This is a genomic window from Streptomyces sp. HUAS 31, assembly GCF_028198125.1.
Lineage (GTDB): Bacteria > Actinomycetota > Actinomycetes > Streptomycetales > Streptomycetaceae > Streptomyces > Streptomyces chartreusis.
Genome location: NZ_CP116353.1, coordinates 5,007,452 through 5,019,672 on the forward strand (window position 1 = coordinate 5,007,452; position 12,221 = coordinate 5,019,672).

Genomic DNA, 12,221 nt, shown 5'->3' on the forward strand with positions numbered 1-12,221 from the left:
ATGCCTGCTTCCACCCTGCCCTCCTCGCCCTCCACCTCCCAACTCGACGTGGCCGCCGACCTGTTGGCGCTCCTTCGGGACACCACGACCGAACCCCGCCCCGACCCTCAGCTCGAAGCCCTCACGCTGGCGGTGGCCGCCGATCTGCCCGTCCTGCTCTGGGGCGAGCCGGGTATCGGCAAGACGGCCGCGCTCACCCAGCTCGCCGCCGAACTCGACCTGCCGCTGACCACGGTGATCGCCAGCGTCCACGAACCCTCCGACTTCTCCGGGCTGCCCGTCGTCGGGGACGACCCCGCCGAGCAGGGCGTGCCGATGGCCCCGCCGGACTGGGCCGTACGGCTGGTGCGGGCCGGGCGGGGACTGCTGTTCCTGGACGAGCTGTCGACCGCGCCGCCCGCCGTGCAGGCCGCGCTGCTGCGGCTGGTGCTGGAGCGCAGGGTCGGCGCGTTGCGGCTGCCGCCCGGGGTGCGGATCGTGGCCGCAGCCAACCCGCGCTCCTCGGCCGCCGACGGCTGGGAGCTGAGCGCGCCGCTGGCCAACCGGTTCGTGCATCTGCAATGGGCCCACGACCACGAGGTCGTCGTACGCGGACTCGGCGGGACCTGGCCGCGGGCGACCCTGCCCCGGCTCGATCCCGAAAAGCTGGCCGGGGCCGTGCACTTCGCGCGGCGCGCGGTGCGCGGGCTGCTGTCCGGGCGGCCGGCGCTCGTGCACCGGCTGCCGAGCGGGGAGGCGCGCCGGGGCGGTGCCTGGCCGTCGCCGCGCAGCTGGGAGATGACCCAGTCCCTGGTCGCGTTCGCCACCGCCGCCGGGTCCTCGCGGGAGGTGCTGTCGATGCTGGTGCGGGGCACCGTGGGCGACGGGCCGGGACTGGAACTGCTGGCGTGCGTGGACCGGATGGACCTGCCCGACCCGGAACTGCTGCTGGCCGACCCCGCGCGTGCCGAGCTGCCCGAGCGCGGGGATCTGCGGCAGGCCGCGCTGGACGCGGTGGTGGAGGCGGTACGGTCCCGGCCCGACAGGTCCCGCTGGGACGCGGCCTGGGCCCTGCTGGTCCGCGCCCTGGAGACCGGCGCCCCGGACCTGGTCGTCGTCCCCGCGAGCACCCTCGCCTCCTTGCGCCAGGAGAACTGGGACGTCCCGTCATCGATCGAACGCCTCTCCGGCGTGGTGACCCTGTCCCGCCGCGCGGACCGGGCGGCGGCCCGAACGGCGTCGATCGCGGAGAAGCCGAAGGCCCGCCGATGACCCCGGACCACGAGCGGACCTCGCGGCCCGGCCCCGGCATGTCGCCCGGTCTCGACCGTGCCAGGCCCTCGGCCCGTGCCGGTGACGGGCTTCCCGCCCCGGCCAGCGACCGGTCGGGGCGCCCGGACCGCGAGCGGACCTCGCGGCCCGGCCCCGGCATGTCGCCCGGTCTCGACCGTGGCAGGCCCTCGGCCCGTGCCGGTGACGGGTTTCCCGCCCCGGCCAGCGACCGGTCGGGGCGCCCGGACCGCGAGCGGACCTCGCCGTCCGGCCCCGGCGGACTCGCGTCCCTCGATCGGGACAAGCTCTTCTCCGCTCGGTTGCATGCCGCGCGGGTGCGGCCCTATCTGGCTACCGCCCTCTTCGCGCTGCACGTCGTCGAATCGAGGTCGGTGCCGACGATGGCGGTCGACCGGCACTGGCGGTGTTACGTGTCGCCGGCGTTCGTGGCGCGGACGCCGGTGGAGGAGCTGGCCGGGGTGTGGGTGCACGAGGTGTCGCATCTGCTGCGCGACCATCACACGCGCAGCGACCGGGTGGCACGCGAGCGCGGGCTGACCGGGCCGGGGGAGCGGCTGCGGATGAACATCGCCGCGGACTGCGAGATCAACGACGACGTGTACGGCGACGGCCTGGCCCGCCCCGAGGGCGCCGTCGACCCGGCGAGCCTGATGCTGCGCGACGGCGAGCTGATGGAGGACTATCTGCGCCAGTTCCGGCTGGGCCCGCGGATGCAGGACCTGGCCTGGCTGGACTGCGGCAGCGGCGCCGACGGCCTGGAGCGGGCGTGGGACCTCGGGCCGGACGGCGCGCACGGCCTGAGCGCCCAGGAACGGGACGCCGTCCGGTTCCGGGTGGCGCAGGGCATCACCGGCCGCCCCGGCAGCGCCCCAGACAGCTGGCGGCGGTGGGCGGAGGAGGCGTTCCACCCGCCGCAGCCCTGGCGGGAGTTGCTCGGCGCGGCCGTACGGTCGGCCGCCTCCGGCCCAGGCGCGGGCGAGGACTACACCTACGGCCGGCTCTCGCGCCGTTCCGCCTCCGTGCCCGGCGCCGTCCTGCCGAGCCTGCGGCGAAGGCCGCCGCACGTCTGCGTCGTCATCGACACCTCCGCCTCGGTCAGCGACGCCGAACTGGGCAGCGCGCTGCTGGAGGTCGCCGCGATCTCCCGTGCCGTGGGCGGGCGTCCCGACCTGGTCAGCGTGGTGTCGTGCGACGCGGCGGCTGGGGGCGTGCACCGGGTGTGCCGCGCCGAGGGGATTCCGCTGGTCGGGGGCGGCGGCACGGATCTGCGCGAGGGCTTCGCGACGGCGCTGCGGGCCCGGCCCCGCCCCGATGTGGTCGTCGCCCTGACGGACGGTCAGACCCCGTGGCCGAGCACCCGGCCGCCGTGCCGGACGGTCGTGGGGCTCTTCCCCCGCTTCCCGCGCTCGCACGGCCGCACGCGTGACGAGGACGCTCCCGAGTACGCGCCGGACACCCCGCCGGCCTGGGCACGGGTGGTCGAGATCGGGGCGGGTGCCACGGGCAGGTGAGACCTGGGTCCCATCGGGCGCTCGTACTCCCGGCGGACCCAGCACCCGCCCGTACTGCATTCTCAGTACCGGCGATTGTCGGCAGCCGCACGACGACACGGCACCCCCCTCCCCGAGAGCCTGGGCACACGTTCGAGTCCCAGATGTGGAGACCCCTTGCCGTGGCTACTTTCCTGTATCGACTGGGCCGTCTGGCCTTCCGGCGGCGCTGGTACGTCGCTCTGGTCTGGGCGGCCGTCCTGGCCGCCGTCGGCCTGGGTGCGCTGAAGGCCCCGGGCGCCGCCGACGAGGGATTCTCCATGCCGGGGATCGAGTCGCAGAAGGCGTTCGACCTGATGGAGGAGCGCTTCCCGGGGGCGACGGCCGACAGCGCGACCGCGCGGGTCGTCTTCGTCGCGCCGGGCGGCGAGAAGGTCACCGCCGCCGACAACAAGAAGGCCGTCGAGGAGGCCGTGGCCGAGCTGGCCGACGGCTCGCAAGTGGCCTCCGCCGTCGATCCGTTCCAGGCGAAGGCCGTGAGCAGGGACGGCACGACCGCGTACGCGACCGTCACCTACAAGGTCGCCTCCAACGACCTCACCGACGCCGGCCGCAGCCACCTGGAGAAGGCGCTCGACGACGCCCGCGACAGCGGACTGACCGTCGAGGCCGGCGGCAGCGCCATGGACGACGGCGGCGGCGCGGGCGGGGCCGCCGAGGTGATCGGCATGGCGATCGCCGCCGTGGTCCTCCTCGTCACGTTCGGTTCGCTCGCCGCCGCCGGGCTGCCGCTGCTGACCGCCGTCGTCGGCGTCGGCGTCAGCATGGCCACGATCCTCGTCCTGGCGGAGGCGCTCGGCCTGTCCACCACGACCGGCACCCTCGCGATGATGCTGGGCCTCGCGGTCGGCATCGACTACGCCCTGTTCGTCGTCTCGCGCTACCGCGAGGAACGCGCCAAGGGACGCACTCCCCAGGAGGCCGCCGGACTCGCCGCCGGCACGGCCGGCTCCGCGGTCGTCTTCGCCGGACTCACCGTCGTCATCGCGCTCGCCGGGCTGTCGGTCGTCGGCATCCCGATGCTCACCAAGATGGGCCTGGCCGCGGCGGGCGCCGTCGTCGTCGCCGTGTTCATCGCGCTCACGCTGGTCCCCGCGGTCCTCGGCTTCTGGCCCAACGCCGTGCTCCCGAGGCGGGCCCGCAGGAAGGGCCGTATCGAGGAGAGCGCCGACAGCAACGGCGGCACCCGCTGGGCGCGGTTCGTGCTGCGCCGGCCCGTACCGGTGCTGCTGCTCGGCGTCGTGGGCCTCGGCGCGCTCGCCGTACCGATGACACAGCTCCAGCTGGGCATGCCCGGCGACGAGGCGAAGGCGACGTCCACCACCGAGCGGCGGGCCTACGACGCGCTCGCCGACGCGTTCGGGCCGGGCTTCAACGGGCCGCTGACCGTCGTCGTGGACGCCAAGGGCGACAGCGACGCCAAGGGCGCCGTCACCACCGTCTCCGAGGAGATCGCCGGCACCGCGGGAGTCGTGTCCGTCTCCCCCGCCCGCTTCAACGAGGCCGGGGACACCGCCGTCTTCTCCGTGGTGCCGTCCACCGCGCCCACCGACGAGAAGACCAAGGACCTGGTGACCGCCATCCGGGACGAGCGCCCGGCGACGGAGGCCGAGACCGGGGCGACCTTCGAGGTCACCGGCACCACCGCGATGAACATCGACATCGCCGACAAGGTGCAGGCCGCGCTGGTGCCGTACCTGATCGTCGTCGTCGGCCTCGCGGTCGTGCTGCTGCTGGTCGTCTTCCGTTCGCTGCTCGTCCCGCTGAAGGCGGCCGCCGGCTTCCTGCTGTCGGTGCTGGCCTCCCTCGGCGCGGTCGTCGTGGTCTTCCAGCAGGGGCACGGCGCCGAGCTGCTGGGCGTGGAGCAGACCGGGCCGATCATGAGCCTGATGCCGATCTTCCTGGTGGGCATCGTCTTCGGACTCGCCATGGACTACGAGGTCTTCCTCGTCTCCCGGATGCGGGAGGCGTACGTCCACGGCGAGTCCGCCACACAGGCGGTCACGTCCGGCTTCCGGCACAGCGCCCGCGTGGTCGTGGCCGCCGCCCTGATCATGATCGCGGTGTTCGCCGGGTTCATCGGGGAGAGCGACTCGATGATCAAGATGATCGGCTTCGGGCTCGCCACCGCCGTCCTGCTCGACGCGTTCGTCGTCCGGATGGCGATCGTGCCCGCCGTGCTCGCCCTGCTCGGCGACAAGGCGTGGTGGCTGCCGAAGTGGCTGGACCGGATCCTGCCCCGCGTCGACGTGGAGGGCGAGGCCCTCAGCCGCGGGTCCGAGGAATCGGATCCCGCACCGGCCGACCTGGAAGTGGCGCGCACCTGATCCGCCCGTCCGCCCCCGGGGACCGTCCGTGACGAAGGACACGGGCGGTCCCGTCGGCCGTTCCCGGCCGGGGCGGACACCATGGACCCAGCCCACCGACCGGAGAGCACGATGACCACCACCCCGGAGCGGCGCTACGTGGACCGCCTCGACGAGTTCGCGGGCCGTCACCCCTTCGTCGTCGACCTGGTCCTGGTCGCGGCCCTGATGGGCTGCGCCACCCTCGGCGCCATGCTCACCCTGCCCGGCGCCGAACCGCCGGACCAGGACGGGACGGCCTCCTGTCTGCTGGGCGTCGCCTGCCTCGCCCTGCTGAAGCACCGCAGCCACCCGCGGTTGGCGGTCGTCGTGTCCGCGGTCTGCGCCGCGATCGTGGTGGCGTTCGGGTACCTGCTCACCCCCCTGCTGCTCGCCCCCGTCATGGCGGCGCTCTACTGGCTGGCCGTCCTGACCGACCGCAGGACCACCCGCGCCTACGGCATCGCCACCTTGGTGGCGGTGATCGTCGCGGCGGCCATCTCCGACTCCATGGAGCATGTGTCGCTGCTGCTCAGGACCATCGGCCCGTTCTTCTGGCTGCTGCTGCCACTGGCCGTCGGCAACATGACCGGGCTGCGCCGCGCCTACCTCAAGGCGGTGCAGGCCCGCGCCGAGCACGCCGAACGCACCCGCGAGGAGGAGGCCCGGCTGCGGGTCACCGAAGAGCGCATGCGCATCGCCCGTGAACTGCACGACGTCGTCGCCCACCACATGGCGCTGGCCAACGCCCAGGCCGGCACGGCCGCGCACCTCGCGCTCACCAACCCGGAGCAGACGCAGAAGATCCTCACCGACCTCAACGCCACCACCTCCTCCGCGCTGCGCGAGCTGAAGGCGACGCTGGGGCTGCTGCGGCAGAACGGCGACCCGGACTCCGCGCCCCTTGAGCCGTCGCCCGGACTGACCCGGCTGCCCGAGCTGGTGTCGGCCTGCGCGTCCGCGGGCGTCACCGTCACCGTCGCCACGGAAGGAGACCCGCAGCCGCTGTCCCCCGGCGTGGACCTGACCGCGTTCCGCATCGTGCAGGAGGCCCTCACCAACGTCACCAAGCACGCCACCACGGAAGCCGCCTGCGTACGGCTCGTCTACTCCGGCTCCCGCCTCCAGATCACCGTCATCAACGACGGCCCCGCCACCACCCGGGCCCTCCTGAACGGGACCGCGGAGAGCCACGGCTTCGGGGTCATGGGCATGCGGGAGCGCGCCCAGTCCATCGGCGGCGAACTCAGTGCGGGCCCCCGCCCCGAGGGCGGATTCGAGGTCACCACCGCCCTGCCGTTGCAGCCGCACGGCGCCGGGCAGCAGGAGGCGACGGCCTGAGCGGTGCGGACCCCGCGTGCGAGAATCCGCGTACACCCGTCCGCATCCGATCCATCGAGGTTCCCGTGACCAAGCCCGTCGCCCGCGAGCCGCTGCGGCGCAATTCGCGGGCCAACCGGGAGCGCATCCTCGCCACGGCCCGCCAGGAGCTCGGCCGCAACCCGGACGTCACGCTGGAGGAGCTGGCGCGGGCCGCGGGTGTCGTACGGCGCACCCTGTTCGGCCACTTCCCGGGGCGCGAGGCGCTGCTCGAAGCCCTCGCTCAGGAGGCGTCCGAGGCGTTGCGCAGCGCGCTGACGGAGGGGACGGCGTTCGCGGAGACCGAACCGGCCGAGCGGGCGTTCGCCGGGTTCGTGTTCTCGCTGTGGCCGGTCGGCGACCGCTACCGGCTGCTGCTGGCGCTGGCCAGGCGCGATTTGGGCGTGCAGCGGGTGGCCGAGGTGCTGGCCCCGGCCCGTGCGACGGCCACGGCGATCCTGGCGCGCGGGCAGCGCGACGGCGTCTTCCACACGCATCTGCCGGCCGAGGCGATGAGCGGCGGCCTGGAGGCCATGACGGTCGCACTGCTGGAGTCGGTCAACGACGGGCTGCTGGAGGACGACGGGACACGGGTCGCCGTCTCCCTGCTGATCGCGGCCGGCGTGCCGGAGGAGCGGGCGAAGTCCGTGGTCGAGGCGGTCGCGCCGGCCTTCGAGGCGGAGCGGGACGCGGCCGACGACTGAGCGGGTCGGGAGGACGAGCGGGCCGGGACGGGCGGCGGCTCGGCGCTGGGCGCGTCCCTTCCGGTGGGGCCCGATGAGCGGGGCCGTAGGACGACCGGAGCCGGACGCCGGAGCCGGACAGAAGGAAGGACGGTGCCGGGCGTCCCCTCCCGGCACCGTCCGGGGCCGTGCGCCGCTCAAGGCACGGCCCGTTCCGGGGTGGCTGTCGCTCAGGCGGTGCCCGTGCGCGCCTCCTGCGGCTCGGTCGACTCCGTCGACTTCTCTGCTTTCTCTGACTCCCGCGACCGCCCGGACTCATCGGTCGTGCCGGCCGCGGCCCGCTCCGGCCGCGCCGCCCTGCGGCCCGGCAGGACCGCGAGGACGATCAGCGTGCCGGCGGCCATGATGATCCCGCCGATCAGACTGGTTTGGGCGACGCTGTGCGCGAAGGCCTCGTGGACGGCGTCGACCAGGGCCTGGGCCTGCTGGGCCCCGCCCGCCGGGTTCTTCGCGACCTCCTGGGCCACCGCGAGCCCGCCGCCCACCGAGTCCCTGGCGGCCTCCAGCGCGGTGTGCGGGAGCTGCCCGCCGACCAGGTCGGTGAGCTTGTCGCGGTAGGCGGTGCCCAGCAGCGAGCCGAGGATCGCGATGCCCAGGGCGCCGCCCAGCTCCAGCGAGGTGTCGTTGGCGCCGCCGCCGACGCCCAGCTCGGACTCCGGGAAGGAGCCCATGATCGTGTCGGTGGCCGGGGACACGCTCAGCCCGATCGCGAAGCCCAGCATGAGCAGTGACGCCAGGAAGTCGGTGTACGTCGAGCCCGACTCGATCCGGGTGAGCAGCAGGACGCCGGCCGTGCCGATCAGCATGCCGGTGGCGACCATGGCCTTCACACCGAGCTTCGGCGTCAGCCGCCCGGTCACCGCGGCGCCGACGAACACGGCACCGGCCAGCGGCAGCAGTCGTACGCCGGTCTCCAGAGCGTCGTAGTCCAGCACGAACTGGAGGTACTGGGTGGCGTAGTAGAGCGCGCCGAACGTGCCGAAGAAGAAGAACAGCACCGCGAGCATCGAGCCGCCGAACGGCCGCTGGGCGAACTTGCGCACGTCGAGCATGGGGTGCGGGTGGCGCAGCTCCCAGGCGACGAAGGCCAGCAGTCCGACACCGGCGGCCACGGCCGCGGCGACCGGGCCGGGGCCCCAGCCGAAGTGCGGGCCCTCGATGGCCGCGTAGACGAGCGAGCCGACGGAGACGATGGACAGCAGACCGCCGACGTAGTCGATCCGGCCCATGCCCTGTGCCTTCGACGGCGGCACCAGCGCCAGCGCGCCGACGGCGGCGACGACCGCGATGGGCACGTTGATCAGGAAGGTCGAGCCCCAGGCGTGGTCCCCGAGGAGCCAGCCGGCGACCAGCGGGCCCACGGCGATGGCGAGGCCCGAGGTGGCGGTCCACCCCGTGATGGCCTTGGCGCGCTCCTTGCGCGGGAAGATCGCGACCAGCAGCGACAGCGTGGCCGGCATGACGACGGCGGCACCGACGCCCATGACCGCGCGGGCGGTGATGACCAGGGCCGTCTCGTCGACGAGGCTGCCCATCACCGAACCGCCCGCGAAGATCAGCAGACCGGTGACCAGCGCGCCGCGACGGCTGTACTTGTCGCCGATCGCGCCCAGCACGAGCATCAGCGCGGCGTACGGGACGGTGTAGCCGTCGATGACCCACTGGAGGTCGCTGCTGCTCAGGTTCAGATCCCGGGTCATGTCCGGCGCGGCCACGATCAGTGACGTGTTCGCCATGACGACGATCAGCAGGCTCAGGCAGAGCACGAGCAGGGCCCACCAGCGCCGGGTGTACGGCCCGGTCATCTTCTCGACGGGTGTGTTGGCAAGGAAGGGCACGGGGACTCCCAGGGGGCTGCGAGTTAATTGCACATCGATGAGCAGACTAGTTTCTTGCTCGCCGATGTGCAAATATCTCGGTCAGCCCCCTTGAACCCCTCCCCTCGTACCGAGGTGCCGCCGTGAGCAGCCCCACCGACCGGCCACCCGCACCACAGCGCCGCAGAACACGTGCCACGCGCGCCCGCATCCTGGACGCGGCCCTGCGGGAACTGGGCCGCAACCCCGACAGCAGCCTCGGCGACATCGCCGAGGCCGCCGGGGTGGCGCGGCGCACCCTGTACACCCACTTCGCGGGGCGCGCCGCACTGGTGAGGGGTCTGACCGAGGACGCGGTGCGGGCGATCGGCCATGCGATGGCCGACGCGAGCGCACCCGACGCCGGGCCGGGTTCGGGCCGCGGTGCGGGCGCGGGCTCCGGTCCTGGCTCGGCTTCGGGTCCTGGCTCGGCTTCGGGTCCTGGCTCGGCTTCGGGCCCTGGCACGGCCTCCGGTCCCGGCTCGGCCTCCGGCCCTGGCTCGGCCTCCGGTCCCGGCTCGGCCTCCGGCCCTGGCTCGGCCTCCGCCCTCGCCTCGGACCACGACCCCGCGAGCGCCCTGGCCCGCTTCGTCCTCACCCTCTGGCCGGTCGGCGACGCCTATCGCACGCTCATCGGGCTGGCCCCCCAGGACCTGGGCCCCGACCACCTGAGCGAACTCCTCGCCCCGGCCCGCGAGACGGTCGCCGGCATCCTCGCCGAGGGGCAGCGCCGGGGCGTCTTCCACGCCGTCGTCCCGCCCGGCCCGCTCAGCGCCGCCGTCGAGGCCCATCTGCTCGCCCTCCTCGGCACCGTCAACGCCGGGATCTGGGCCGACGACGGTTCGGGCGCCGCGACCTCCGCGCTGATCGCCGCCGGCGTCGACAGCGCCACCGCCACCGCCACGGTGCGCCGCCTGCACGACCCGGGCCGCCTCCCCGCGGCCCGCCGACACCACTGACCACGCCCCGAGGAGGGCAACTCCCATGCACCGGACGCAGTACGGACACGACGACCACGCCTATGACGACCACGCCTATTACGACCGTGGCTACGACGGCCACGCCTACGACGAGCACGCCGGTGACTACGAGCCCTCACGGGACGAGCCGTACCTCCCCGGGGCCCGACCCCGACTCCGACCCCGCCGACGACGGCTCGCCCTCGGCGCCGCCGCCCTCGTCACCCTGGCCCTCCTCCCCGTCGCCGTCGACCGGGTCGTCGCCGCGCGCATCGAGTCCCGTACGGCGAAGGCGTTCCAGCAGGGCATGGGCACGCCCGAGGCGCCGGAGGTCGAGGTGCGGGGCTTCCCGGTCGTGACGCAGGCGGCCTCCGGCGCCCTCCGCCATGTCGACATCACCGCCCACGACATACCGGCGCACGGCAGTGCCCGCCCGCTTCCGGTGTCCGAACTCTCGCTCCGCCTCGACGGGTTGACCAAGGCCGACGACGACAGCGAGGCCCGGGCCCGCAGCGCGCGGGCGAGCGCGTTCCTGTCGTACCCGGACGTCTCCGGAGCGCTCGGCCTGGAGATCTCGCAGGGTGACCGCCCGGGCCGGGTGAGCGCGGTCGTCCTGCTGCCGCTGAGCCGGCAGGTCACGGTGACCACGACCGTCTCGGCCGTCTCCGGAAACCGCATCGCCTTCGAGGACTTCGAGGTCACCGGCGGTTCGCTGCCCGCCGCCGGGAGCGCGATCCTCGACAGGATCTTCGAGCGGCCGATCCGGCTGCGGAACATCCCCGACGGCCTGCGACTGCGCTCGGTCACGACCACGGCGGACGGTCTGGACGCCGAATTCACCGGCCGCTCGGTCACGTTCCGGCCCGAGCAGGCGTGAGCGGCCCGCGCCGCCACCCTTGACCGGGTGGCGGCACGGTCGGCACTGTGTGCACTGTGGGAGCGCTCCCGCAAGCGCCCCCCTGCCGCTCCCCCGTCCGAAAGCGTGCCGCCATGCAGAGCCTGACCAAGCGCCACCTGTCTCCCGAGGACCTCGACGCCCTGCTCCTCGGTTCCCTCGGGAGCGGGTGTCGGCTGGAGGCCGAGCTGACCGACGGCTGGTTCAACACGGCGTACCGCGTCCGGCTCGACGACGGCCGCCGGGCCGTCGTGAAGGTCGCCCCGTTGCCGGACACCACGGTCCTGCGCTACGAGCGCGGCATCCTCGCCACGGAGGCCATGGTCTACCGCCGGATCGCGGGGCTGCCCGGCGGTGGCGTGCCGACGCCCGAACTGCTGCACGCGGGCGCGGAGTTCATCGCCGTGTCCGTCCTGGACGGCACTCCGTGGGACAAGGCCGGCGACGGGTTGCCCGCGGCCACGCAGCGGGCGCTGCGCCGTGAACTCGGCGCCGTCGCCGCCCGGCTGCACACCCTGGCCCCCGAGGACGGCCGGTTCGGCTACCCGGCCGCCGAGTCCGCGCTGTCCGCCCCGGACTGGCGGACCGCCTTCACGGCCATGGTCGACGCGCTCCTGGACGACGCCGAGCGCTGGCGGTCCCCGCTGGGCGTGCCGCCCGCCGACATCCGCACCCTGCTCGCCGAGGGCGCCGACGCGCTCGACGAGGTGACCGAACCCCGGCTGGTCCACTCCGACCTGTGGCCCGGCAACATCTTCGTCCACGTCCCCGGCGACGCGGAACGGCAGCCGGGGGACGCCGGTGACGCGCGGCCCCGCATCACCGGACTCATCGACCACGAGCGGGCCTTCTGGGGAGACCCGGCGGCCGAGCTGGTCTCCCTGGCCTACGGCGGCCCCACCGGCCCGGACAGCGACCTGGTCGCCGGCTACACCGAGGCCGGCGGCACCCTCGACTTCACTCCCGCGCTGCGGCACCGCCTGGCCCTGTACCACCTGTATCTGGGCCTGCTGCTGGTCGTGGAGTGCGGCCCGCGCGGCTACGGCTCCGACCATCTCGCGTACTGCCGCCGCACGCTCGACGACAACCTTGCCGGGGTGCGGGCGCTGGGGTAGCGCCGAAACCTTCGGGGGGTAGCCGCCGACCGGGGGGTTGGCGGCGCTCGGGTAAGAGGTGTGCTCACCTCGACGGAGTACCGTGCGGCGAGAGCAACCGGCGGGGCGTCCGCCGTCGCTCGCAAGG

9 protein-coding genes are annotated in these 12,221 nt (G+C 74.1%); 8 read left to right on the forward strand and 1 reads right to left on the reverse strand.

Annotation, left to right across the window (positions count from 1 at the left end; translation table 11 throughout):
- From PGH47_RS22245 to PGH47_RS22265, 5 genes are all read left to right on the forward strand, one after another.
- Nucleotides 1-1,251 (forward strand): AAA family ATPase, encoded by a 1,251-nt coding sequence (locus tag PGH47_RS22245; protein WP_271664894.1) that lies wholly within the window; start codon nt 1-3, stop codon nt 1,249-1,251.
- The gene (locus PGH47_RS22250) at nt 1,248-2,783 is read left to right on the forward strand and encodes a vWA domain-containing protein (RefSeq protein ID WP_271664895.1); all 1,536 of its coding nucleotides are present in this window, start codon (nt 1,248-1,250) and stop codon (nt 2,781-2,783) included. Before PGH47_RS22245 ends, PGH47_RS22250 begins: the two co-directional genes overlap by 4 nt.
- Before the next feature lie 161 nt (nt 2,784-2,944).
- The gene (locus tag PGH47_RS22255; RefSeq protein ID WP_271664896.1) at nt 2,945-5,149 is read left to right on the forward strand and encodes an MMPL family transporter; all 2,205 of its coding nucleotides are present in this window, start codon (nt 2,945-2,947) and stop codon (nt 5,147-5,149) included.
- A gap of 111 nt (nt 5,150-5,260) precedes the next feature.
- Entirely contained in the window at nt 5,261-6,508 is a 1,248-nt protein-coding gene (locus PGH47_RS22260) for a sensor histidine kinase (protein ID WP_271664897.1), read from the forward strand.
- A 65-nt stretch (nt 6,509-6,573) separates the two neighbouring features.
- Nucleotides 6,574-7,230, forward strand: a complete 657-nt coding sequence (locus PGH47_RS22265) for a TetR/AcrR family transcriptional regulator (RefSeq protein WP_271664898.1) — start codon at nt 6,574-6,576, stop codon at nt 7,228-7,230.
- A 209-nt stretch (nt 7,231-7,439) separates the two neighbouring features.
- Here PGH47_RS22265 and PGH47_RS22270 read toward each other — a convergent pair whose 3' ends face one another.
- Nucleotides 7,440-9,107 carry an MFS transporter gene (locus PGH47_RS22270; protein ID WP_271664899.1) on the reverse strand — a complete coding sequence of 556 codons (1,668 nt, stop codon included), beginning with the start codon at nt 9,105-9,107 and terminating at the stop codon, nt 7,440-7,442.
- Between the two features lie 122 nt (nt 9,108-9,229).
- Here PGH47_RS22270 and PGH47_RS22275 point away from each other — a divergent pair, with 122 nt between their 5' ends.
- The 3 genes from PGH47_RS22275 to PGH47_RS22285 all read left to right on the forward strand — a co-directional run bounded on the left by PGH47_RS22275 (nt 9,230) and on the right by PGH47_RS22285 (nt 12,094).
- A complete protein-coding gene (locus PGH47_RS22275) occupies nt 9,230-10,084 on the forward strand; it encodes a TetR/AcrR family transcriptional regulator (RefSeq protein ID WP_271664900.1) in 855 nt (284 codons plus the stop codon).
- Nucleotides 10,085-10,109: 25 nt separating this feature from the next.
- Nucleotides 10,110-10,961 (forward strand): LmeA family phospholipid-binding protein, encoded by an 852-nt coding sequence (locus PGH47_RS22280; RefSeq protein WP_271664901.1) that lies wholly within the window; start codon nt 10,110-10,112, stop codon nt 10,959-10,961.
- 113 nt (nt 10,962-11,074) lie between these two features.
- A complete protein-coding gene (locus tag PGH47_RS22285) occupies nt 11,075-12,094 on the forward strand; it encodes a phosphotransferase family protein (RefSeq protein WP_271664902.1) in 1,020 nt (339 codons plus the stop codon).
- Nucleotides 12,095-12,221 lie beyond the last annotated feature (127 nt).